The 24,528-nt window shown below is 73.1% G+C and carries 16 protein-coding genes and 1 pseudogene; 9 read left to right on the plus strand and 8 right to left on the minus strand.

Going from position 1 to position 24,528, the window contains the following annotated elements; genetic code table 11:
- Positions 1-115: 115 nt before the first annotated feature.
- Positions 116-1,543 carry a type VII secretion integral membrane protein EccD gene (gene eccD / locus R6Y94_RS17125; RefSeq protein WP_318396853.1) on the minus strand — a complete coding sequence of 476 codons (1,428 nt, stop codon included), beginning with the start codon at positions 1,541-1,543 and terminating at the stop codon, positions 116-118.
- A 315-nt stretch (positions 1,544-1,858) separates the two neighbouring features.
- Here eccD and eccCa point away from each other — a divergent pair, with 315 nt between their 5' ends.
- Together eccCa and mycP are read left to right on the plus strand one after the other, a co-directional pair.
- Positions 1,859-5,839 carry a type VII secretion protein EccCa gene (gene eccCa, locus R6Y94_RS17130; RefSeq protein WP_318396854.1) on the plus strand — a complete coding sequence of 1,327 codons (3,981 nt, stop codon included), beginning with the start codon at positions 1,859-1,861 and terminating at the stop codon, positions 5,837-5,839.
- A gap of 182 nt (positions 5,840-6,021) precedes the next feature.
- Positions 6,022-7,314, plus strand: coding sequence for a type VII secretion-associated serine protease mycosin (gene mycP / locus R6Y94_RS17135; protein WP_412102792.1), 1,293 nt, complete (start codon positions 6,022-6,024; stop codon positions 7,312-7,314).
- A 126-nt stretch (positions 7,315-7,440) separates the two neighbouring features.
- Here mycP and R6Y94_RS17140 read toward each other — a convergent pair whose 3' ends face one another.
- The 7 genes from R6Y94_RS17140 to R6Y94_RS17170 form a co-directional block, all read right to left on the minus strand.
- Positions 7,441-8,619 (minus strand): MarP family serine protease, encoded by a 1,179-nt coding sequence (locus R6Y94_RS17140; protein WP_318396856.1) that lies wholly within the window; start codon positions 8,617-8,619, stop codon positions 7,441-7,443.
- Between the two features lie 124 nt (positions 8,620-8,743).
- On the minus strand, positions 8,744-9,460 hold the full coding sequence (locus tag R6Y94_RS17145; protein ID WP_318396857.1) for a CoA pyrophosphatase: 717 nt from the start codon (positions 9,458-9,460) through the stop codon (positions 8,744-8,746).
- Positions 9,457-10,086 carry a TlpA disulfide reductase family protein gene (locus R6Y94_RS17150; protein ID WP_318396858.1) on the minus strand — a complete coding sequence of 210 codons (630 nt, stop codon included), beginning with the start codon at positions 10,084-10,086 and terminating at the stop codon, positions 9,457-9,459. The genes R6Y94_RS17145 and R6Y94_RS17150 overlap by 4 nt, the downstream gene beginning before the upstream one ends.
- Positions 10,083-10,889, minus strand: coding sequence for an endonuclease III (nth, locus tag R6Y94_RS17155; protein ID WP_318396960.1), 807 nt, complete (start codon positions 10,887-10,889; stop codon positions 10,083-10,085). Before nth ends, R6Y94_RS17150 begins: the two co-directional genes overlap by 4 nt.
- 225 nt (positions 10,890-11,114) lie before the next feature.
- Positions 11,115-12,314 (minus strand): CapA family protein, encoded by a 1,200-nt coding sequence (locus R6Y94_RS17160; RefSeq protein ID WP_412102782.1) that lies wholly within the window; start codon positions 12,312-12,314, stop codon positions 11,115-11,117.
- Between the two features lie 138 nt (positions 12,315-12,452).
- Positions 12,453-13,535 (minus strand): hypothetical protein, encoded by a 1,083-nt coding sequence (locus tag R6Y94_RS17165; protein ID WP_318396859.1) that lies wholly within the window; start codon positions 13,533-13,535, stop codon positions 12,453-12,455.
- 228 nt (positions 13,536-13,763) lie between these two features.
- Entirely contained in the window at positions 13,764-14,522 is a 759-nt protein-coding gene (locus R6Y94_RS17170) for an adenosylcobinamide amidohydrolase (protein ID WP_412102783.1), read from the minus strand.
- A gap of 378 nt (positions 14,523-14,900) precedes the next feature.
- Here R6Y94_RS17170 and R6Y94_RS17175 point away from each other — a divergent pair, with 378 nt between their 5' ends.
- The 7 genes and pseudogenes from R6Y94_RS17175 to R6Y94_RS17205 all read left to right on the plus strand — a co-directional run bounded on the left by R6Y94_RS17175 (position 14,901) and on the right by R6Y94_RS17205 (position 24,519).
- On the plus strand, positions 14,901-15,578 hold the full coding sequence (locus R6Y94_RS17175; protein ID WP_192766500.1) for a Crp/Fnr family transcriptional regulator: 678 nt from the start codon (positions 14,901-14,903) through the stop codon (positions 15,576-15,578).
- Between the two features lie 545 nt (positions 15,579-16,123).
- The gene (locus R6Y94_RS17180; protein WP_318396860.1) at positions 16,124-16,738 is read left to right on the plus strand and encodes a TetR/AcrR family transcriptional regulator; all 615 of its coding nucleotides are present in this window, start codon (positions 16,124-16,126) and stop codon (positions 16,736-16,738) included.
- 83 nt (positions 16,739-16,821) lie between these two features.
- Positions 16,822-17,595, plus strand: a pseudogene (locus tag R6Y94_RS17185) (TIGR03084 family metal-binding protein); the annotation flags it as partial.
- A 188-nt stretch (positions 17,596-17,783) separates the two neighbouring features.
- Positions 17,784-19,553, plus strand: coding sequence for an acyclic terpene utilization AtuA family protein (locus R6Y94_RS17190; RefSeq protein WP_412102793.1), 1,770 nt, complete (start codon positions 17,784-17,786; stop codon positions 19,551-19,553).
- Positions 19,550-20,719 carry an acyl-CoA dehydrogenase family protein gene (locus R6Y94_RS17195; RefSeq protein ID WP_318396862.1) on the plus strand — a complete coding sequence of 390 codons (1,170 nt, stop codon included), beginning with the start codon at positions 19,550-19,552 and terminating at the stop codon, positions 20,717-20,719. Before R6Y94_RS17190 ends, R6Y94_RS17195 begins: the two co-directional genes overlap by 4 nt.
- 121 nt (positions 20,720-20,840) lie before the next feature.
- A complete protein-coding gene (locus R6Y94_RS17200; protein ID WP_412102794.1) occupies positions 20,841-22,379 on the plus strand; it encodes an acyl-CoA carboxylase subunit beta in 1,539 nt (512 codons plus the stop codon).
- 55 nt (positions 22,380-22,434) lie between these two features.
- Positions 22,435-24,519, plus strand: coding sequence for a biotin carboxylase N-terminal domain-containing protein (locus tag R6Y94_RS17205; protein WP_318396864.1), 2,085 nt, complete (start codon positions 22,435-22,437; stop codon positions 24,517-24,519).
- Positions 24,520-24,528 lie beyond the last annotated feature (9 nt).

Below are 24,528 nucleotides of genomic sequence, written 5' to 3' on the forward strand. Positions count from 1 at the left end.
GCCCATCGCCGGGACGGGACGCGGGCGGTCAGCCCATCGCCGGGACGGGACGCGGGCGGTCAGCCCATCGCCGGGACGGGACGCGGTCAGCCCATCGCCGGGACGGGCACGCGGGTCAGCCGAGCAGGCCGCGGGCCTGGGCGTACAGGCCGAGCACCGCGCAGGCCACCGGGACCACCGCGATCACCATCAGGGTGTCGATGATGTCGGCGGTCCGGCCCAGGTAGGGCCCGGGCTCCCGCTTCGAGTACGTCGCGCCGGCCGCGATCACCACCAGGGCGAGCACCAGGCCGCCGGCGGTGAGCAGCAGCAGGCCGGTCTCCTGCATCCGGAACAGCAGGGCGATCCCGAGCACCACCGCGGAGCCGATCCCGGCCGCCATCAGCGGTACCCGTTGCCGGACCGTGACGAAGAGCCGGGACCGCAGCAGCAGGGCCGCCGCCGAGACCGCGACCATCAGCCGGCCGGAGAACCCGCCCGCGACCACCAGCACCAGCGCCGCCACCACGGCGAGTATGGCGTGCCCGACCAGCATCCCGGTGAGCATCTCCTCGGTGCGGGCGACCGCCGCGAAGACCCGCCCCCGGTCCGGTCGCTCCCGCACGCCGCTCGGCAGCGGGGTCGAGGCCGTGAAGCCCTCCGCCGCCTCGGCGCCGGTGGGCAGCGTGATCGGCGGCATCGGCAGCTTGCCGAACCGGATCGCCAGCAGCGGCAGCATGCCGATCGCGCAGACCAGCGCGGCCATCAGGATCGCGGCCGACCCGGCCGCCGAGAGCAGGAATCCGACCAGCGCGGTCAGCGCGCCGAGTAGCCCGACCGAGACACCGGCGGCGAAGACCCGCAGCCCGGCGGCGACCCCGACCATGCCGAGCACCGCGATCAGCAGCAGCGCGACCGATCCGGCCAGCGCCTCCGGCGCACCGAGCCAGCCGATCCACCCGACCACGCCCACCGGATCACCGGAGGCGACCAACAGGGCACCGCCGAAGAAGGCGAACGGCATCGCGTACCCGCCGAGGGCGGCACCGGCGGTGGCGTCCCCGTACGCCCGGGAGGCCACCACCGCGCTCAGCGCGAGGAGTACGGCCGCACCGAGCGCGACGAAGGCACCGAACTCCCACAGCGTGCCGCCCGCGATGACCGCGAGCAGGCAGACGGCGAGCAGGGCGCCCGCCGCGCCCAGCGTGCCGATCCGGGTGTTCCGCCCGGCCCACGCGCTGCCCCGGCGCCGCGCCCCGTCGGCGATCGCCTCGACCACGTCGTCGTACTCCAGCTCCGGCCACTGCGCCCGGGCCGGCACCAGGTGCAGCACGTCGCCGTCGCGCACCCCTTGCGGCAGCAGGGCCTTGCCGGCCGCCAGCGGTTCGCCGTCGGTACGGCGCAGCAACCACCCGCCGTGCTTCTCGCCGTCGTCGGCCAGCCCCTCGCCGGCATGCCGGAGAACCTCGGGCAGGAGTTCGGCCAGCGGCAGGTGTTCGGGCAGCGCGACGTCCACCCGTCGTTGCGGCGCGCTGATCGTGACGCGGGCGAGCCCGGTACTCATCGACAGTCCTCCATCGAAGGGGCAACCCATGGCTGCGCGGACGACCGCACTTTACCTAGGATGGGTCACACTCGTCCGACCGAGCGCGATGACATTTGCGACGCGGGGGCGTCGGATGGCCCGCCGGACGGCCAACTGCTCCGCCGGTGCGGCCTTAGGGGAGGTCTCTCACATGGACACGGGTAGCCAGGGCCGGGGCGGCAGCGACCGCGCCGGACGCGCCCCGGAGCTCGACGTACGGCCGGACGGCGGCCGGTCCGGGCAGGTGGGCACCGATCGGCGGGACAGCGCGGACCGACCGGCGGGAGGCGACCGATGAGCACCGTCGTCATCAAGCGCCCGCCGCGCCGGCCGGCGCCGGACATCCCGACCGGCGAACTCGCCGTCGAGGCACCGCCCGAGATCCCGCAGGCGACCGGCGGCAAGTGGCAGCAGATCATGATGGTGCTGCCGATGCTCGGCGGCTCCGTCGCGATGGCGATGATGTTCGGCCGGGGCGGCGGCGCCTACTCGTACGTCGTCGGCGCGATGTTCGGCGTCTCCTCGCTCGCCATGGTGGCCTCCTCCTGGGGCAGCGCCTCCGGCTCGCCGAAGAAGTCGGAGATGATGCAGGCCCGCCGGGAATACCTGCGGCACCTGGCCACGCTCCGGCGCCGGGTCCGGGAGACCGCGTCGAAGCAGCGGGCCGGCCTCTTCTACCGGCATCCCGACCCGGCCCAGCTCTGGTCCACTGTGGGCAGTTACCGGGTCTGGGAACGGCGCCCCAGCGACGGCGACTTCGGCGTGGTCCGGGTCGCGGTCGGCCCGCAGACCCTGGCCACCCCGCTGGTGCCGCCGGTGACCCGGCCGCTGGAGGACCTGGAGCCGATGACCGCCGGTGCACTGCGCCGGTTCCTCGACGCGTACTCGGTGGTGCCGGACCTGCCGGTGGCGCTCTCCATCCGGGGCTTCGCCCGGGTCTTCGTCCGCAACGCGCCCAGCCAGCGCGACCAGTCCCGCGAGCCGGCCGGCGGCGACCCGCAGTCGTTGGCCCGGGCGGTACTCACCCAGCTCTCGGTCTTCCACGCCCCCGAGGAGCTGCTGATCGCGATCTGCGCCGGCCCGGAGCGCCGGGCCCGGTGGGAGTGGGCCAAGTGGCTGCCGCACGCGCACCACCCGACCGCCGTCGACGCGCTCGGCCCGGTACGCCTGGTGGCCAGCTCCGCGGTCGAGCTGGAGAAGCTGATCGACGACGTGGTCGGCAACCGCTCCCGGTTCAGCCTCTCCGGCCCGGCGACCGACGGCCCGCACGTGGTGATCGTGCTCGACGGCGGCGACCTCAACGGCGCCAGCTATCTCGCCGGGGACAGCGGCATCGACGCGGTGACCATCATCGACCTGGACAGTCCGCCGCCCCGGCTGCTGGACCGGGCCATGCTGGTGCTGGAGACCGACGGCAGCCGGCTGAACACCTACTCGATGGACGGGCAGGCCGAGGTCGGCACCCCCGACCGGCTCAGCGTCGAGGAGGCCGAGGCGGTCGCCCGCCGGCTCGCCCCGCTGCGGCTCGCCGCCGCGCAGAAGGGCTCCTCGGACGACTCACTGGTCAAGGAGATGACCCTGGGCGAGCTGCTCGGGGTCGGCGACCCGGAGAACTTCAGCACCGTGCAGGGCTGGGCGCCCCGGCCCAACCGGGACAAGCTGCGGGTACCGATCGGCGTCGGCGGCGACGGGGGCGTGGTCGACCTCGACCTCAAGGAGTCCGCACAGGACGGTATGGGCCCGCACGGCCTGCTCATCGGCGCCACCGGTTCCGGAAAGTCCGAGCTGCTGCGTACCCTCGTGCTCGGGTTGGCGGCGACGCACTCGTCCGAGGCGCTCAACTTCGTACTGGTCGACTTCAAGGGTGGCGCGACCTTCTCCTCGCTGGACCGGCTGCCGCACACCGCCGCCGTGATCACCAACCTCGCCGACGAGCTGCCGCTGGTCGACCGGATGGTCGACGCCATCAACGGCGAAATGATCCGCCGGCAGGAGCTGCTGCGCAAGGCGGGCAACTACGCCAACCTGAAGGACTACGACAAGGCCCGCTCCGGCGGTGCCGCGCTGGCACCGCTGCCCTCGCTGCTGATCATCTGTGACGAGTTCTCCGAGCTGCTCAGCGCCAAGCCCGACTTCATCGATCTCTTCGTGCAGATCGGCCGGCTGGGCCGCTCGCTCGGGGTGCATCTGCTGCTCGCCTCGCAGCGGCTGGAGGAGGGCCGGCTGCGCGGGCTGGACACGCACCTGTCCTACCGGATCGGTCTGCGGACCTTCTCCGCCCTGGAGTCCCGGGCGGTGCTGGGCGTGCCGGACGCCTACGAACTGCCCCGGGCGCCGGGACACGGCTACCTCAAGTTCGGCACCGAGCCGCTGGTCCGGTTCAAGGCGGCGTACGTCTCCGGGCCGTACCAGAAGACCACCGCAGGCGGACCGGGTGCGCAGGGCTACACCGGTCCCCGGCTGCTGTCGTACTCGACGCACTTCGTGCCGGTACCCAAGCCGGTGGTACCGGCCACCCCGAAGCCGGCCCCGGAGGACCCGGCGGCGCAGAGCCTGCTCGACGTGATGGTCTCCCGGCTGGTCGGCCAGGGCCCGCCGGCCCACCAGGTGTGGCTGCCGCCGCTGTCCCAGGCCCCGGCGCTGGACGAGATCCTCGGGCCGGTGGTCACCGACCCGGCGCGCGGGCTCACCTTCGGTAACCCCGAGCTGCACGGCGCGCTCCAGGTGCCGGTCGCGATGATCGACAAGCCGTTCGAGCAGCGGCGTGACCTGCTCTGGCTCTCCCTGGAGGGCGGCGCCGGGCACGTGGCGGTGGCCGGCGGTCCGCAGTCGGGCAAGTCGAGCCTGCTGCGCACCATGATCTGCGGGCTGGCGCTCACCCACACCCCGACCGAGGTACAGGTCTACTGCCTCGACTTCGGTGGCGGCTCGCTCGCCGCGCTGCGCGACCTGCCGCACGTCGGCGGGGTCGCCGGACGGTCCGAGGCGGCGGCGGTACGGCGTACCGTCGGCGAGATCTCCACCCTGCTCAACGAACGCGAGCAGCGGTTCGCCGAGTTGGGCGTGGAGTCGATGCCGGCGTACCGGAAGCGGCGGGCCTCGGCCGGCGGCGTCGGGGTCGGCGCGGACCCGTTCGGTGACGTCTTCCTGGTCATCGACGGCTGGCCCACCCTGCGCGGCGAGTACGACGACCTGGAACCCCTGGTCACCGACATCGCCACCCGTGGCCTCTCGTACGGCGTGCACGTGGTCGCGGCGGCGCCCCGCTGGATGGACTTCCGGCCCGCGATCCGCGACCTCTTCGGCTCCCGACTGGAGCTGCGGCTCGGTGACCCCACCGACTCGATCGTCTCCCGCAAGGCGGCGGTGAACGTGCCGGAGAAGACGCCGGGTCGCGGCATCACCGCCGAAAGCCTGCACTTCCTGACCGTGCTGCCGGAGCTGTCCAGCCTCGGCGGCGGGCAGACCCAGGCTCTGGTCAAGGCGGTCGCCGGCAACTGGAGCGGCGCACCGGCCCCCCGGGTCCGGCTGCTTCCGCCGGTACTGCCCTACGCCGACCTGGACGTCGCCGGTGCGGCCGGCCTGCGGCTGCCGATCGGCATCTCCGAGGCCGACCTCCAGCAGGTGTCGATCGACTTCGCCTCCGAGCCGCACTTCCTGCTCTTCGGCGACGCCGAGTGCGGCAAGTCGTCCTTCCTGCGGGCGCTGGCCACCTCGATCACCAGCCGGTACACCCCGGAGCAGGCCCGGATCATCCTTGTCGACTTCCGGCGCAGCCTGCTGGGCGTGATCCAGTCCGACCACCTGATCGGGTACGGCACCGCCGCGCAGGCGACCAGCGAGCTGATCGAGTCGGTCGCCGGTTACATGCAGCGCCGGTTGCCCGGGCCGGACGTCACCCCGCAGCAGTTGCGGGACCGCTCCTGGTGGACCGGGCCCGAGCTGTTCGTACTCGTCGACGACTACGACCTGGTCGCCACCGGCCCGAACAACCCGCTGCTGCCGCTGGTGGAATATCTCCCCCAGGCCCGGGACGTCGGTCTGCACCTGGTGCTGACCCGGCGTTCGGGTGGCGCCTCCCGGTCGCTCTACGAGCCGATCATCCAGCGCCTCCGGGAGCTCTCCTCCCCCGGTCTGGTGATGTCCGGCAGCAAGGACGAGGGCGCCCTGATCGGCTCGGTACGCCCCGGCCCGATGCCGCCCGGCCGGGGCCGGCTGGTGACCCGGAAGGAAGGCATCCGGCTGGTGCAGCTCGCCTACCTCCCGTCGACCTGACCCTTTTCCGAGCCCGAGGGCCCGGCCGACCTGATCACCAGGGCGGCCGGGCCCTCGGTCTCGGGGCGATGGACAGTGGATCTCAGATCGGTTGCAAAGTTTCGCCACGCGACGGGGGTGAAACGGGGTAACCTCCGTGCATCATGTGTCCCCCGGGGTGAAATGACCATGCTGTGACCAGGCTGCCGCATATACACCAGAGTGCTGTCGCCCGGGTCGCCGGAGCGGCGTTGCTCGCCACGGCCGGGATCGCCGGGTCGCTGTTCGGTCCGCGTCCGGCACCGGCGACGGCCGCCGTGCCGGCGCCGCCGGTCAGCCTGCCTGTGCTGGCCGACCCGGTGCGGGACGAGCAGTGGCAGTTGGACGAGTTCGACGCCAAGGCGGTCTGGCGGGTCGCCACCGGCAAGGGCGTCACGGTTGCCGTGGTCGACTCCGGGGTCGACGCCTCGCACGCGGACCTCGCCGGGCAGGTCCTGCCCGGCATCGACCTGGTCGCGGGGAGCGGCAACGGGCAGACCGACCCGGTCGGGCACGGCACCACCGTCGCCGCACTGATCGCCGGACGCAACGACGACACCCGGGGCGTGGCCGGGCTCGCCCCCAAGGCCAAGATCCTGCCGGTCCGGGTGCTCGACGAGGAGAACCGCTACGACGACGCCCTGATCGTGGCGAAGGGCGTCCGGTGGGCGGTCGACAACGGCGCCCAGGTGGTGAACCTGTCGCTCGGCGGCACCGGGGAGAGTCCCGCGCTCGCCGCCGCCCTCGACTACGCCTTCGCCCGGGACGTGGTGGTCGTCGCCTGCACCGGCAACCTGGGATCGTCCGCCGGCAAACGGGTCTGGTATCCGGCCCGCGAGCCGGGTGTGGTCGCGGTGGCGGGCCTGGAACGCGAGAGCGACGCGCTCTGGTCCGGCTCGATCACCGGCCCCGAGACCGTGCTCTCCGCCCCGGCCACCGGGCTGACCGGCGCCCGGCCGGGTGGTTTCTGGCGGGTCCAGGGCACCAGCTTCGCCTCGCCACTGGTGGCCGCGGCGGCGGCCCTGGTCAGGTCACACTGGCCGAAGATGTCCGCCGGGGACGTGGTCAACCGGCTGATCAACACCGCCCGGGACGTCGGGCCGTCCGGCCGTGACGACCGGTTCGGCTTCGGCGTCGTCGACCCCGTCGCCGCGTTGAACGGCGAGGTGTCGAGCGTACGGGCCAATCCGCTGGACGACGGCGCGGCGCCGCCCGGCGTCGCCGGCTTCGGCTCGGCGCCCGGTCAGGAGTCGACGCCCCCACCGCCCAGCGACGGAGCGGAGACCGTGGGCACGGCGGCGTCCGGCCGCTCGGCCGACTGGACCGCCCAGGCGGCGGGCGACCAGGTCGGCCATCCACTGCCCAGGCTGTGGAGCGGCGGCGGCGTCCTCTTCCTGCTGGTCGTCGCCGGGGCGGTGCTGGTGGTCCGGCGCCGGTTCCACCGCGACCGCCCCTGACACCACCCGGTCGGCGCCATTCGCCGCCGATCCCCGTCACTGTCAGGCTTCGCCGCCGGTCCCATCACCTGTCAGGCTTCGCCGCTGGTCCCATCACGGTTTCGCCGCCGCCGGGTCCCACCAGGTTCAGGTGCAGGCGCCGGTGTTGGTGACCCGGGTCCGTTCCAGCCCGGTACTGGCGGTGGAGCGCGCCTCGTCGGCCGTCACCGCGAAGCCGGTGTTCGGGTCGTCGGCCGCCGCCGCGAAGATCACCCCGAGCACCTGGCCGTCCGGGGCCACCAGCGGGCCGCCCGAGTTGCCGCTGCGGACCAGACCCCGGATCGTGTAGATCTCCCGGTTGACCCGACCCGACTCGTAGATGTCCGGACCGGCGATCTCGCCGACGTCGCGAATCCGGGCCGGCTGGGCGTTGTACGGCCCGTCCAGCGGGAAGCCGAGCACGATGGCGTCGTCCTCGATCGCCGCCTCACCGGTGGCGAACCGCATCACCGGGGCGGACATCTCCGGCACGTAGAGCACCGCCAGGTCGCGGTCCGGGTCGTAGACGACCACCCGGGCGCTGTGCCGCTCGCCGGCCACCTCGACCTGGACGCTCCGGGTACCGGCCACCACGTGCGCGTTGGTCATCACCCGGTTCTCCGCGTACACGAAACCGGAGCCCTCGATCCGGCGGGAGCAGCTGGGGGCGTTGCCGAGCACCTTGACGACCGAGCGTCGTCCGTTCACCACCACCTGCGAGCCGGCCAGTGCCGGGTCGGGCGAGGCCACCTCGCGGGACCGGGTCGGGGTCAGTCCGCCGAACACGTCCGGGAAGCCGTTGGTGTCGACCGTGTCGCGCAGCGCCTCGGAGAGTGCCTGCGCCTCCGGCGGCAGCACCCGGTCCACCACGGTCAGCAGCGCACTGTTGCGGACCGCGCTGGCCAGCCAGGGCAGCGAGGAGGAGGCCAGCGGGACGGCCACCAGCCAGGCCACCAGGAGTACGGCGAACAGCGAGACCAGCGCCCCGCCGACGTCGTCGGCCGTCCGGCCGGCCTGGCTGGTGATGGCGTGCCGCAGGTGCGAACCGAGCCAGCCGGCAAGAGCCTGACCGAGCACCGCCAGGCCGAAGATCGAGACCAACGCGACCACGACCCGGGTCGAGTTGCTGGTGAACTGCTCCGCGAGCAGCGGACCGACCTGCAACCCGATCAGGGCGCCGCCGAAGAAGCCGGTGAAGGAGAGCAGACCGATGACGAATCCCTGCCGGTAGCCGCTGATCGCGAACAGCAACATGAGCAGGATCAGAACGACATCCACCACCGACACCCGTTCAGGGTACGGGGGAGACCTGGAAATGGCCTGGGCCACCGGCGCTTACCGTCGAATCGGTTTCCGTACCTCCCCGCCGAGAGCGTTCCGCCAGCACCGTCGTCCAGGGCCGGATGCCCGGTCAGGAGGGTGTTGCCGGCCCGGTCAGCTCGTCCGCCGTGTCGGGTTCCCCGGCGCTGGGTGCGGGGCTCGGGGGCGGGCTCGTCGGCGGAAGGTCCAGTATCCGGTCCTGCGGCCAGGGCCCCGCCCAGCCGGCCATCTCCAGCAGTGTGGCGAGCACCCCGGCCGTGAAGCCCCAGACCAGCATGCCCCGGGACTGGAAGGCCGGGCCGATCCAGCCGCTGGGGTGGCGTACCCGGACCCGGTTGGCCGGGTCGACGAGCTCGGCGATCGGCAACCGGGCGACGTGTGCCACCTCGGCCGGCTCGCGGGAGTGCACCGGATGGGGCCGGTGCCACCAGGCGAGTACCGGGGTGACCACGAAGTCGCTGACCGGAATCCACAGCCGGGGCAGTTGGGCCAGCACGGTGACGCTGGTCGGGTCGAGGCCGACCTCCTCGTGCGCCTCCCGCAGCGCGGTCGCCGCCGCGTCCTCGTCGTCCGGGTCGCAGGCCCCGCCCGGAAAGGCCGGCTGCCCGGCGTGGGTACGCAGGGTCGCGGCCCGCTGCAGGATCAACACGTCGAGCCCGTGCTCCGGCTGCTCGCCGAGGAGCACGAGTACGGCACTGGCCCGCCCGCCGGCTGCGGGGGTGCGTACCCGGGTGAAGTCCTCGGTACGCGCCGACCGGACCCGGGTGATCAGCGGCTCGCACCACGCCGGAAGTTCGTACTCGGTCACGACGGCACCGCCACCCCCAGGTGCCGGCGGACCAGCGTGGCCAGCTCGGCATCGTCGAGGGCACCCGTCTCGTCCCGGTGCCGGATCCGCCCCTCGGCGTCCACCAGGAGCGTGACCGGCAGTACGGCCCGGCCGCCCAGCTCGGTCAGCAGCCTCTTGTCGCGGTCGTAGAGGCTGGGAAACTCCAGTCCGAAGTCCTCGCCGATCGACTGGGCGGCGGGCCGGGCGTCCCCGCTGTTCACTCCGACCACCCGGAGCCGGTCGCCGGCCCGTTCGGCGAGCCGCTGGAAGGCGGGCAGCTCCTTCCGGCAGGGCGGGCACCACGAGGCCCACAGGTTGACCACGGCCGGCCCGCGCAGCTCGCCGACGGCGACCTCGCCGCCCCCGACGAAGCAGGGCAGGCTCAGCGAAGGCAACAACCGCCCCGACCCGGGTGCCGGGCCGGCCGGGCCGCTGGGCGCGGCGACCGGGGCGGTCAGGGCGGCGCAGTCGGCGAAGGCGGCCGTGGTGGCGCTCTCCTCCGCGCCCGGGGCCGCGCCGGCCTCCGGCTCCGCGTCCGGCCCGGTACAGGCGGCGGCGAGCAACACCAGTGCCAGCAGTGGCCCGCCCAGCCCCAGCCGCTTCACGGGGTGTCGCCGACGGCGGCGGTCGCCGGCACCAGGTCGGGATCGACCCCCGCCTGCACCGCCAGCTCGCGGGCCCGGGGGCCCTTGAGCAGTTTCGCGGCGGCGGCCGGGTCGGTCGGGCCGAGACCGTAGGAGGGGCAGAGCCGGGCCAGGGTGCAGGCGCCGCAGGCGGGCTTGCGGGCGTGGCAGACCCGCCGGCCATGGAAGATCACCCGATGCGAGAGCATCGTCCAGTCGCGCCGCTCGAACAGTGCGCCGACGGCGTGCTCGATCTTGACCGGGTCGGTCTCGGTGGTCAGCTCCCACCGGTGCACCAACCGGTCGAAGTGGGTGTCGACGGTTATCCCCGGCACCCCGAAGGCGTTGCCGAGGATGACGTTGGCGGTCTTGCGACCGATCCCGGACAGGGTTACCAGGTCGGCCATCCGGCGGGGCACCTGGCCGTCGTACCGCTCGACGAGCTGGCGGCCGAGGTTGATCAAGGAGTTGGTCTTGTTCCGGAAGAAGCCGGTGGGCCGGATCATCTCCTCCAGCTCGGCCCGGTCCGCCCCGGCGTAGTCGGCCGCGGTCGGATAGCGGGCGAACAGCTTCGGCGTCACCTCGTTGACCCGCTGGTCGGTGCACTGCGCCGAGAGGATGGTCGCCACGGCCAGTTGCAGCGGTCCCTGGTGGTTGAGCTCGCAGTGGGCGTCCGGGTGCGTCTCGGTCAGCACCCGGCCGATCCGCCGGGCCCGTCGCTTGCGACCGAGATCGGATTCGACGGTACGCCGGGTCGGCCGGGCCGCCCGGATCGCCCGGGTCACCTCGCCGGGCGTGACTGCGACTCCGGTCTGCGCGGAGTCGTCTCTGGCACTCACGCCGGCCAGCCTACGTCGCGGCGCCGACATCGACGCCGGGGAGCCCGACCCGGCCGAACCCTGGGAAGCCAGCCCGCCCCGAAGGCAGCCGGCCCGACGCCCCGCCTCAGCTCGCGACGCCCCCGCCTCAGGTCACGACGCCCGCCCCGCCTCGGCTCGCGACGTCCAGCCTCAGCTCGCGGCGGCCGGCGGGGTGATCTTGCCGTCGGCGGCCACCCGGGCGCCGGTCTTCGGGAAGTCAGATTTGCACAGGTCCCGGACCAGCCCGGCGGCCCGGCGCTGCGAGTCCATCGTCGGCTTGCCCGCGCCGTTCATGTACGTCGAGATGAGCTGCCCGCCCGCCCACTCGCCCTCGGCGGTCAGCGAGACCTTGAGCACGGCTCCCCAGCCGAGCCGGCCGTTGTTGCTGAGCGTCCCCCCGCCGCCGGCGAAGTTGCCGAGGCTGTACGCGATCAGCCGGCCCTTGTAGAACTCCAGCGCCCGCATCACGTGCGGCCCGTGCCCCACCACCAGGTCGGCACCGGCGTCGATCATCGAGTGCGAGAACTTGATCGGGTCGCCCCGGTTCTCGCCCAGGAACATCTCGGTGCCCGGCCGGACCCGGGTCTTCTCCGAGCCCTCGCCGCCCATGTGCACCTGCACGACGACCAGGTCCGCGATGGTGGCGGCCTTCTGGATCACCTTCTTCGCCGAGCTGATGTTGATCAGGCTGTTGGACCAGACGTACGACGAGAAGCCGGCCACCGCCACCTTGACACCCTCGACGTCGACCACGGTGATCTGGTTGGGCGCGCCGGTGTGCTGGAGGTCGTACTTCTCCAGGGCCTCCTGGGTGTTCTCGTAGCCGGCCTCGCCGTAGTCGTACCCGTGGTTGTTGGCCTGGTTGAGCAGCTCGAAGCCGGCCTCCTTGAGGTGCGCCGCGTACGACGGCGGGGCCCGGAACTGGTGGCAGCGGGTGGAGTTGGCGCCGCACTTGGAGGTGCCGGTGTCGTCGGTCAGCGGCTCTTCGAGGTTGCCCATCACCAGGTCGGCGGCGAGCGCCTTCTTGACCGAGTTGAAGAACCCCTTGCCGCCGTTGGCCGGCAGCCGTCCGGGGGCGTTGCCCATCACGATGTCGCCGGTGGCGGACATGGAGATGACCTTGGGCGCCGGCTCCCCGGTCGGGGACGGGTCGGCCGAGGCGGAGCCGGCAGCGCTCGGCGCGGCCGGCGGCCCGGCCGGGTCGTCGCCGCCGAGCATGTCGAAGGCGGCCACTCCGGCCACCCCCGTGCCGAGGAGCACGGCGAGGACCGCGGTCACGACGAGGGCGGTCCGGCCGGCGCTGCGAGGCGCCCGGCGGGACTTGGGGGTGGTCGGTCCGGTCTCGTACATCGCCCGGTGACAGTACCGGGATCGGGCAACCGGGGCGACCGTCGACCGGCCGATGTTGCCGCACCGCCTGTCGGGACTTCCCCGAGGGTCACCTCCGGCCGGTCCTCGACCCGCGTTCGGTCGACTACACCGGCGCCGTCACTTCAGGGTGATGGTGCCGGTGTTGCGGGTGTCGCGACGCTCGAACGCCGCCTTCCGGCCGTCGTCCTCGGTGACGGTGGCCCGGGTCCGGTAGGTCACCGACAGCTTCCGGGTCTTCGCCGGCACCCGGAACGCCTCGGACCAGGTGACCGGAACCGTCAGCGTCGAACCCGGCGCCTGGAAGTTGGGCACCGTCAGCGTCGTACCGGCCGGGACCTGGAGCACCTGTCCGGCGGCGGTCCGGATGGTCAGGCTCCGGGACAGATCGATCTTGAACTTGACGCGGGTGGGGTTGGCATGGAGTTTCACGCTGACGTACGCCCAGAGGGCGCCGTCCGGGGCCGCGCCCCGCTTCTGGTCGTACCGGCGCAGCTCGACCTCGACGTCGACGTCGATCAGCGCGTCCCAACCCAGGCCCGGATCCCGGCGGGCGACGGTGACGTAGTCGGCCAGCCGGACGGAACCCGAGGCGACCGGCCGGTCCGCCCCGGGTGGGGCCGACGTCGGCGTCAGCGGCTTCGGCGACGGTCCGACGAGCTTGCCGGTACGAATGCTGATCGACTGGGTCTGCCCGCCCTCGGTGACGGCGAGGGTGGCGTCCGCCCCCGCCGGTACCGACACCACGACCACCCGGTTCGGCAGCAGTGCCGTCTCGCCGAGCCTCCGGGGCTCGCCGTCCACCAGCACCGCCGCCTCCGGGAACCGGTTGGACAGCCGACGCTCGGGTCGCTCGGGCTCGGTCAGGTGGAGCATCAGGAACTCCCGGCCGTTACCGGCCAGCCAGGGAGCGGCCTGCGCCTGACCCCGCAGGCGCAGCTCCCGGACCGCCTCCTCGGTCAGTTCGCTCGCCACGCCGTACCGGCTCAGTGCCACCTCGTACTCCGCGCCGACGAGTACGGCGTCCTCGGGAAGTTCCCGCGACTCGATCTCCAGATCGCCGAACGGATCCGAGAGTCGGGACGTGCCCTCGGCGACGAAGGTGTCGGGGACCGGAAGCAGGCGCGGTTCGTCGCCACCGCCACAGCCGGCCAATCCGCAGGTCAGCGCGAAAATCAGCAGAATGCCGCCGAGTCGTCGCATCGAAACGCTCCCCCGTACACCACGACGTCGTGTCAGCCAGATCGACGTGAGTCATCATGGCCTACCCAAGCTGTCGCGGCAGCCCCGCCAGGCACCCGACCGTTGGGGTCAGGACCGGATCCTCGACACATCGACCTCCGCCGTGCCAGCACCTCGACGCGCCAGCCATCGCCTCGACGGACAGGGCATCGGCTCGACCCGCGATTTCGCCGCGTGACGCAGCAGCGCTCAGCACTGCGACCAGGGGACGGTAGGCCGAGCGCCGCCCTCACGGACCGCCCGGCAGGCGGCGCGGGCCAGCGGGGCACCCCAGCGCGACCGTGGGCCGCCGTACGGGGCGGCGGGACCGTCCGGCGGGCAGAGCACGGTCACCGCGTCGGTGGCGGTACCGGTGGCCGGCAGGCCCAGCTCGCGCAGCGCCTGCGCCTTCGCCTCGGTGATCGTCGCGACGGCGTTCACCAGTGCGGCGTCGCCGAGCCGTTCCGGCAACAGCGCGACGATGTTCACCGTGCCAACGTGGTCCATCGCGCCGACGGGACCCACCGCGCCGACAGCCTCGGTTGCCGCACCAGCCTCCAGCGCAGCACCAGGCCCCATTGCCGCACCAGGCTCCGTTGCCGCACCATGCGACGGTGCCGGGCCGGGGGTGTCGGCCGCCCAGATCGGGGCACCGAGACCAACGGTGGCCCAGATCCGGACACCGCTGTCGTCGGCGGTCACCACCTCGGCCACGTCGACCGCGGTGAGCAGTCCGATCCCGGGTCCGCGCAGGCCGAGCCGGTCGGCCAGCTCGCCGAGGTGGACGTCCGGGTCGTCCCGGCGGTACGACATCGACACGGTCGCGTTGACCACCCAGTGTCGTACCCCGATCCCGCCGCCGAGCGGCCCGGAGCTGATCGCCAGCGCCGGTCGGTCGAGCCGCCACACCAGCATCGGAACCTCCCGCCCCTCCTCGGCACGGTAGGTCAACTCAAGTCCGCCAAGCACCGACCGACTCTACGGTCCACCCAAACCCTTCGTCGCCCCAGACAGCCCTTTGATCGCGGCCGGGCCCGACAACCGCCTGGACGTCCCCCTGGACAGCAGAGGCGTTACGAATGGCCGGTAACGCCTCTGCTGTCCAGGTCGCCACCGGACGCCCGGCAATATCTGGACCCGGACGTGGGCCTGGACCCGCCCGGGCGGACACAGCAGCCGCCAAACCGGGCGTACCCCTGGGTTATCTGGGGTTACCCGGCCCGGCGCCAGATCAAGATTCCAGGGGTGCTCCTCCGATTACTCTTCACATGCGCCTAGACTTGGCGGCGCGCGCCGATCACCGGCCGGAACCCGGCCGCGGGCGGCTCGCGTGGGCGGAGGTGCGCGATGGATGAGGTGTTGGCTCGGAGCGGGATCTTCCAGGGCGTGGACCCCGAGGCTGCCGAGGCTCTCGCGAAGGACATGGAGACGATCGAGGTCCGCAAGGGCGAGATCGTCTTTAACGAGGGCGAGCCGGGCGACAGCCTTTATATCGTCCTGAGCGGCAAGATCAAGGTTGGTCGCCGGGCCGCTGACGGCCGGCAGAACCTGATCGCCGTGATGGGCCCGTCCGACATGGTCGGCGAGCTTTCGCTGTTCGACCCCGGCCCGCGTACGGCGACCGCCACCGCCGTGATCGACACCCGGCTCGCCCGGCTCCGCAAGCAGGCGCTGCGGCCGTGGCTGAACAACCGGCCGGAGATCGCCGAGCAGTTGCTCCGGGTACTCGCCCGCAGGCTGCGCCGGACGAACGACAACCTGGCCGACCTGATCTTCACCGATGTGCCCGGCCGGGTGGCGAAGAACCTGCTCCAGATGGCGGGCCGGTTCGGCACCCGGGACGGCGGCGTGCTCCGGGTCACCCACGACCTGACCCAGGAGGAGATCGCCCAGCTCGTCGGTGCCTCCCGGGAGACCGTCAACAAGGCGCTGGCCGACTTCGCCTCGCGGGGCTGGCTGCGCCTGGACGGCAAGAGCATCATCATCCTCGACCCGGAGCGCCTGGCCCGCCGCGCCCGGGTCTGACTGACCGACCGCGTCCGCCCTCGGCCCCGTACCACCACCGGGATGGTGCGGGGCTGATCCGCGCCCGCCACGCACAGTGACCTCGCCAAGATCCTTGGCAAACTACGGTTCGCCACGGGCCCCAATTTGCCAAGATTCCGAGACCGTCGGCAGCAGCGGCCGATCCTTCGGCGGTCCGGATGTCCGTCCAGCATGCCGACGTGGGGCAGTCGACCCGGGTCGACCACCCCGGACGGTTACTCCCCGTCGATTTCGACGTCGAGGCCGACGTCCTCCAACGCGTCCTCAATCTCGTCGAGATCTTCCTGGATCTCCTCTACGAGGTCGTCGAACATCCTGCTGACCCACCTTTCCGCCGAGCGGGAGAACGCCTCGCGGACCGCGAAGCAGAGATACGGTACTTTTCGCACAAAACGCCGTCAACCAACTCCGGGTTACCACGACGCCTCAGTTGCGTACGCCAAGTGTACGAAGTGGAATCGACGGACCAGCGACGAGAAACAAGCAGTCTTGACTGTTTGTTTCTCACCCGGCAGGCTGTCTCCGTGTCCAGTACACCGACCCGTACCCCCCAGCGGGAACGCAGCCGGGCCACCCAGGCCCGGGTGCTGGAGGCCACTGTGGAGTGCCTGGTCGAGCGGGGTTGGTCCGGCACCACCACCACGGTGGTGGCGGCCCGGGCCGGCGTCTCCCGGGGGGCCCAACTGCACCACTACCCCACCAAGAGCACCCTGGTAATGGCCGCCGTCGAGCACCTGGCCGAGCGCCGGGCAGCGGAGATCCGGGCCGAGGCGGCCGGCCTGCCGGCCGGACCCGAGCGGCTCGACCGGGTCATCGACATGCTGGCCAGTGCGTTCACCGGCCCGCTCTTCGTCGCCGCCCTGGAGCTGTGGGTGGCCGGGCGGACCGATCCAGAACTGCGGGACGCACTGGTGCCGCTGGAGGCCCGGGTCGGCCGCGAGATGCACCGGCTCACCGTCGACCTGCTCGACGCCGACGAGCGGCAACCGGGGGTACGCGAGGCGATCCAGGCGACCCTCGACCTGCTCCGAGGGCTCGGGGTGGCCAACCTCCTCTCCGACGACTCGGCCCGGCGCGGCGCTCTGCTCGGCATCTGGAAACACCAACTCGCCTCGATCGTCGCCACCGCACATCCCTGACCCGCACCGCTACGCCACCCACCTGCCACCGCCACCCACCCACACCGAAGGCACACGATCCGCGACCGGCAAGGAGGCCGCGAATGGTCGACCTGGACAGTCTGCTGACAGACCTGGCCGCCGAGTCGGCGGCGCTGGAGGCGCTGATCGCGGAACTGCCCGAGGCGGACTGGGGCCGTCCCACACCCGCGCCGGGCTGGACCGTCGCCCACCAGATCGCCCACCTCGCCTGGACCGACCACGTCGCCACGCTGGCCGCCACCGACGTCGACGCGTTCGCCGAGTCGATCCGGTACGCGGCCAACGACCCGCACGGTTTCATCGACCGGGGCGCGGCGGAGTTCCTGGCACCCGTACCCGAACTGCTGGACCGGTGGCGGGCCAGCCGGTCGGCCCTGGTGCGGGCGCTGCGCGGCGTGCCGGCCGGGGAGAAGATGCCCTGGTACGGCACCCGGATGTCGGCCGCCTCGATGGCCACCGCCCGGATCATGGAAACCTGGGCGCACGGCGAGGACGTCGCCGACACGCTCGGCGTCACCCGTACGCCGACCGCCCGGCTCCGGCACGTCGCCCACCTCGGTGCCCGTACCGTCGGACACGCCTTCGCCACGCACGGCCGCCCGATCCCCGACGCACCCGTACGGGTCGAGCTGACCGGGCCCGACGGTGAGTCCTGGCGGTTCGGGCCGGCCGACGCGGCGGACCGGGTCTCCGGGCCGGCACTGGACTTCTGCCTGCTGGTCACCCAGCGACGACACCACGCCGACCTGGCCCTGGTCGCGGTCGGGCCGGTTGCCACCGAGTGGCTCGGCATCGCCCAGGTCTTCGCCGGCCCACCCGGCCCAGGCCGCGAGCCCACCGAACATCCCGGGCAAGGCGGCGACGGCAGGCCAGGCGGTGACGGCGAGCCGGATAGCGGCCGCCGCGAACCGGATAGCGGCGGCGGGGAGCCGGGCGGGGTGCCGTGATCGGCGTCAGCCCGGACGTGCTGCGGATCGGCAACGCCTCCGGGTTCTACGGCGACCGGTCCAGCGCCTGGCAGGAGATGCTGGACGGCGGCGACCTGGACGTGTTGACCGGTGACTACCTGGCCGAGCTGACCATGCTGATCCTCGGCCGGGACCGGCGGCGCGACCCGGAACTCGGCTACGCCCGCACCTTCCTCCGGCAGCTCGAACCCTGCCTCGGCACCGCGCTGGACCGGGGCGTGCGGATCGTGACGAACGCGGGCGGACTCCACCCGGCCGGGCTGGCTGCCGCGCTGCGTACCCTCGCCGACCGGCTCGGGCTGCCGGCCCGGATCGGGTACGTCGAGGGCGACTCGCTGGACCGGCCGGGCACGCTGACCGCGAACGCGTACCTGGGGGCGTTCGGCATCGCCGCCTGCCTGGGTGCCGGGGCGGACGTGGTGGTCACCGGGCGGGTCACCGACGCCTCGCTGGCGGTCGGCCCGGGGATCGCGCACTTCGGCTGGACCCGGTCCGATCTCGACCCGCTGGCCGGGGCGACCGTCGCCGGCCACCTGCTGGAGTGCGGCACCCAGGTCAGCGGCGGCAACTTCAGCTTCTTCACCGAGCTGCCGGACGGCGGGCACCGTCCCGGCTTCCCGATCGCCGAGCTGCACCCGGACGGCTCGGCGGTGCTGACCAAGCATCCGGGCACCGGCGGGGCGGTCACCCGGGAGACCGTTACCGCACAACTGCTCTACGAGATCGCCGGCCCCGACTATCTGGGCCCGGACGTGGTGACCCGGCTCGACACGGTCACCCTGGCCGACGCCGGGCCGGACAGGGTACGCGTCAGCGGGGCCCGTGGCACGCCCCCGCCGCCAACCCTGAAGGTCGGGGTAACCCGGCTGGGCGGCTTCCGCAACTCAATGACCTTCGTCCTCTGTGGACTGGACATCGAGGCGAAGGCGGCACTGGTCCGGGCCCAGCTCACCGAGGCCGTCGGCGGCGACGGGCTGGAGTTCAGGCTCGCCCGTACCGACCAGGTGAACGCGGTCGGCACCGAGACGGCGAGCGCGCTGCTGCACGTACACCTGAGCGACGGTGACCCGAAGCGGGCCGGGCGGGCGTTCTCGGCCGCCGCCGTCGAACTGGCCCTGGCCTCCTATCCCGGCTGCACCCTGACCACCCCGCCTGGCGACGCCAGCCCGTACGGGGTCTTCGTCGCCGAGGAGGTGGCCCAGGAGCGGGTACGGCAGGTCGCCGTACTTCCCTCCGGCGAGCGGGTCGACATCGCACCTCCGGCGGTCACCGCGCCGCAGCACGCGGTGCCGCTCGCCGGTCCGGACGGGGAGCCACGGGTCGAGACCGGCCCGACCCGGCGGGCACCGCTCGGGACGGTGGTCGGCGCCCGCTCGGGCGACAAGGGCGGCGACGCCAACCTCGGGGTGTGGGCTCGGTCGGACGCCGGACACCGCTGGCTGCGCGGCTGGCTGACCGTCGAACGGCTGCGCACGCTGCTGCCGGAGACCGCCACACTGCCGGTGCGGCGGTACGACCTGCCCCACGTACGGGGGGTCAACTTCGTGCTCACCGGCCTACTGGGCGCGGGCGCGGCCGGCTCCACCCGGTTCGACCCGCAGGCCAAGGCGCTCGGCGAACTGCTGCGCGCCCGCGTCGTCGACCTGCCGGCCGAACTGCTCCCCGGGCCACCGATAGAGGCGGCGGGGACCGGCAAGGCGACCCCGCGGGCCGGTGAGGCAGCGGGGACAGGGGAGGCGGCACAGCCCGGGCAGACAGCACAGGCCGAGCAGGCGGCACAGCCCGGGCGGGCGGCGGGGCGACCGGCCGTGGCGGGGTCGGGATGAGGGAGCCGGAGAGCCTGGAACGGCGGCAGCTCCGGGAGCTGACCCGCCGGTTCGTCGCGCGCGACGTACTGTCCCAACTAGACGGGTGGGAGCGGGCCGGCGAGGTACCCCGGGCACTACACGGCGTCGCCGCCGAACTGGGACTGCTCGGGGGCGGCTTTCCGGAGGAGGTCGGCGGCAGCGGCGGCGACCTGCGGGACAGCCTGCTGGTCACCGAGGAACTCATCCGGGCCGGCGGCTCGTCCGGGCTGGTCGCCGCGCTCTTCACGCACGGCATCGCTCTGCCGCACATCGTCAGCGCCTGGCAGCGGGACGGTCGGCCGGAGTCGGGCGGTGCCGCCGACCTGGTCGACCGGTACGTCCGGCCGACCCTCGCCGGGACCCGGATCGGTGCACTCGCCGTCACCGAGCCGGACGGCGGCTCGGACGTGGCGGCGCTGCGCACGACCGCCCGGCGGGACGGTGCCGACTACCTGGTCAACGGCGCGAAGGTCTTCGTCACCAGCGGGGTACGGGCCGACTTCGTCACCACCGCCGTCCGGACCGGTCCGCCGGGTGCGGCCGGCATCTCGCTGCTGGTGATCGACAAGGACGCACCGGGCTGCACCGTCGACCGCCGGCTGGACAAGCTCGGCTGGCACTGCTCCGACACCGCCGCACTCTCCTTCACCGACGTTCGGGTCCCGGCGCGAAACCTGGTCGGTGCCGAGAACGCCGGCTTCGCCGCCATCATGCGGGAGTTCGGCACCGAGCGGCTCTCCCTGGCCACCCAGGCGTACGCCACCGCGCAGCGCTGCCTCGACCTGACCCTGGCCTGGTGCCGGGACCGGCACACCCTCGGCGCTCCGCTGACCCGGCGGCAGGTCGTCCGGCACCGGCTCGCCGAGATGGCCACCCGGACGGCGGCGGCCCGCGGGTACGTCCGGCAGGTCGCCGACCGGGTGGCGGCCGGCGAGCCGGTGCCGGACGAGGTGGCGATGGCCAAGAACGCCGCCGTGGCGGCCTGCGACTGGGTGGTCGACCAGGCTGTCCAACTGCACGGCGGCCACGGCTACCTGCGCGACACCGAGGTGGAGCGGCACTACCGGGACGCCCGGATCCTGGGCATCGGCGGCGGTACCACGGAGATCATGAACGAGATCATCGCCAAGGGCCTGGGGATCTGACCGTGGGACATCGGGAGCTGACCCGGCACGGGTCGGCGGTGGGCGTGAGGAGCCGAGGGTGAGCGTGTTGCGGACGGCCGTCGACCCGGCGGCTCCGGCGTACCGGGAGAACCGGGCGGCGATGCTGGACCGGCTGGCGGAGCTGGAGAGCGCGCTGGACGCCGCCCGGGCCGGCGGCGGCGAGAAGTACGTGGCCCGGCACCACGACCGGGGCAAACTCCTGGCCCGGGAACGTATCGAGCTGCTGCTCGACCGGGACGCCCCGTTCCTGGAACTCTCCCCGGTCGCCGCCTGGGGCACCGACTTCCCGACCGGTGCCGGCGTGGTCACCGGGATCGGGGTGGTCGAGGGCGTCGAGTGCGTCGTCGTCGCCAACGACCCGACGGTACGCGGCGGCGCGGTCAACCCGTACACCCTGCGCAAGACCCAGCGGGCCGGCGAGATCGCCCTGGCGAACCGGCTGCCGATGATCAACCTGGTCGAGTCCGGCGGGGCCGACCTACCCAGCCAGGCGGAGATCTTCATCCCCGGTGGGCGGGTCTTCCGGGACCTGACCCGGCTCTCGGCGGCTCGGATCCCGACCGTCTCGGTGGTGTTCGGCACCGCGACGGCCGGCGGGGCGTACGTGCCGGGGATGTCCGACCACACCATCATGGTGCGCGGCCGGGCGAAGGTCTTCCTGGCCGGGCCGCCGCTGGTCAAAATGGCTACCGGGGAGAACGCCGACGACGAGTCGCTGGGCGGCGCCGCCATGCACGCCGGCACCTCCGGACTCGCCGACTTCGTCGCCGCCGACGAGCCGGACGGGCTGCGGCTGGCCCGGCAGTGCGTACGCCGGCTCGCCTGGCGCAAGCAGGGTCCGGCACCCCGGACCGCCCTGCCCGAGCCGCCGAAGTACGACCCCGAGGAGCTGCTCGGCATCCCCAGCGGCGACCTGCGGGTGCCGTTCGACCCGCGCGAGGTGCTGGGCCGGATCCTGGACGGCTCCGAGTTCGACGAGTTCAAGCCGGCCTACGGCCGTGCCCTGGCCACCGGGTGGGGCAACCTGCACGGCTATCCGGTCGGCGTCCTGGCCAACGTCCAGGGCGTGCTCTTCTCCGAGGAGGCGCAGAAGGCGGCCCAGTTCATCCAGCTCGCCAACGCCGCCGACACCCCGCTGCTGTTCCTGCAGAACACCACCGGCTACATGGTCGGTACCGAGTACGAGCAGCGGGGCATCATCAAGCACGGTGCGCTCATGATCAACGCGGTGTCCAACTCGACCGTGCCGCATCTGACGGTCAACCTCGGCGCCTCGTACGGGGCGGGGAACTACGGCATGTGCGGGCGTGCGTACGAGCCGCGTTTCCTCTTCACCTGGCCGAACGCCAAGTCTGCGGTGATGGGACCGACCCAGCTCGCCGGAGTGCTCTCGATCGTGGCCCGGCAGGCCGCGCAGGCCAGGGGCCGGCCGTACGACGAGGACTCCGACGCCGCCATGCGGGCCACGGTGGAGCGGCAGATCGAGGCGGAGTCGGCCGCGCTGCACCTCTCCGGCCGGCTCTACGACGACGGCGTCATCGACCCCCGGGACACCCGTACGGTGCTCGGGCTCTGCCTCTCCGCAGTCCACAACGGACCGGTCCGGGGCGCCGACACCTACGGTGTCTTCCGGTTCTGAGCCGCGTGCCCGGACGACCGATGCACACCCCGAACCCTGCGAGGAGGAGCGGCGGATGATCCGCAGACTGCTGGTGGCCAACCGGGGCGAGATCGCCCGACGGATCTTCGCCACCTGCCGGTCCCTCGGCATCGAGACGGTCGCCGTGCACTCCGACCCGGACGCCGACGCACCGTACGTCGCCGAGGCCGACGTCGCGGTCAGGCTGCCGGGCGCCGCGCCGGTCGAGACGTACCTCCGGGTCGACCGGCTGGTCGAGGCGGCCCGCCGGACCGGGGCCGACGCGGTGCATCCCGGCTACGGCTTCCTCGCCGAGCATGCCGGCTTCGCCAGCGCGGTCGGTGACGCCGGGCTGACCTGGGTCGGCCCGCCCGCCAAGGCGATCGCGGCGATGGGTGACAAGACCGAGGCGAAGGCGCTGCTCGCCGACGCCGGGGTGCCGATGCTGCCGACGTACACCGCCGCCGGTCAGGTCGACGCGTTTCCGGTACTGGTCAAGGCGGCGGCCGGCGGCGGCGGGCGCGGCATGCGGATCGTCCGCGACCCGGCCGACCTGACTCGGGCGATCGAGTCGGCCCGCCGGGAGGCCGCCGTCGCGTTCGGCGACGGCACGGTCTTCGTCGAGCCGTACGTCGAGCGGGCCCGGCACGTCGAGGTGCAGGTCGTCGCCGACGCGCACGGCACCGTGCTCTCGCTCGGCGAACGCGAGTGCTCCATCCAGCGTCGGCACCAGAAGATCGTCGAGGAGGCACCCTCGGTCGCGGTCACCCCACACCTGCGGGCCGGGCTGGAGAGCGCGGCGGTGGCCGCCGCCCGCGCCGTCGGCTATCTCGGGGTGGGTACCGTCGAGTTCCTGCTCACCCCGGCCGGCGACTTCCACTTCCTGGAGATGAACACCCGGCTCCAGGTCGAGCACGCGGTGACCGAATGCGTCACCGGTACCGACCTGGTCCGGCTGCAACTGCTGGTCGCCGAGGGCAGGGCGCTGCCGACCACCGCCCCGCCGGTCATCGCACACGCGATCGAGGTACGCCTCTGCGCCGAGGACCCGGCCGCCGACTGGTTGCCGGCCACCGGCACGCTGCACCGGTTCGCCGTGCCGGGGGTGACCGCCGAGTTCGGCACCGACCCCCGGCGCGGCTCCGGGCTGCGGCTCGACTCGGGGGTACGGGACGGCTCGGTGGTCGGGGTGCACTACGACTCGATGGTCGCCAAGCTGATCGCCTGGGCACCGACCCGGGACGAGGCGGCCCGGGCGCTGGCCGGCGCACTGCGTCGGGCGGAGCTGCACGGCGTGACGACCAACCGGGACCTGCTGGTCCGGGTGCTGCGCTCGGCGGAGTTCCGGGCCGGCGAGATCGACACCGGTTTCCTCGACCGGCATCCGGAGGTCTTCGCCCCGCTGCTCCCGCCGGACCGGGTCGGGTTGGCCGGGCTGGCCGCCGCGCTGGCCGGGGCCGCCGAGCGCCGGGCCGCGGCCCCGGTGCTCGGTACGCTGCCGTCCGGCTGGCGCAACGTCCCCAGCATGGCACAGACCATCGGGTACGCCGGCCCGACCGGCCCGATCGAGGTCGACTACCGGCTGGACCGCTCCGGCACTCTGGTCACCTGGGCGGCCCGGCCGATCGGCGCCAGGCGATCCGACCCGAGCGGGCAGCCCGAGCCGAGCAGGCAACCCGACGTGGTGCTGCTCGCCGCCGAACCGTCCCGCACCGTGCTGGCGGTCGACGGGGTCCGGCACGCGTTCGCCGTACACCGGGTCGGGGCGGTCTCCTTCGTGGACGGTCCGGACGGTCCGGTGGTACTGACCGAGCTGCCCCGGTACGCCGAGCCGGTACCGGAGCTGGCCGAGGGCTCGCTGCTGGCGCCGATGCCCGGCACGGTCAGCCGGACCCTGGTGACGGCCGGGCAGCGGGTCGCCGCCGGTGAGCCGCTGCTCGTGCTGGAGGCGATGAAGCTCGAACACCCGGTCGCCGCCCCGGCCGCCGGGGTGGTGGCCGAGTTGCCGGTCGCCGCCGGCTCCCAGGTGGAGACCGGTGCGGTGCTCGCCGTGGTCACCCCGGAGCAGCCCACGACACCAGGTCGGGGGCAGCCCACGACACCAGGCCCGGAAGGGCCCGGCGCCCCTGGCCCGGAGTAGTCCGGCGCC

The organism is Plantactinospora sp. KLBMP9567 (assembly GCF_033446045.1).
Lineage (GTDB): Bacteria > Actinomycetota > Actinomycetes > Mycobacteriales > Micromonosporaceae > Plantactinospora.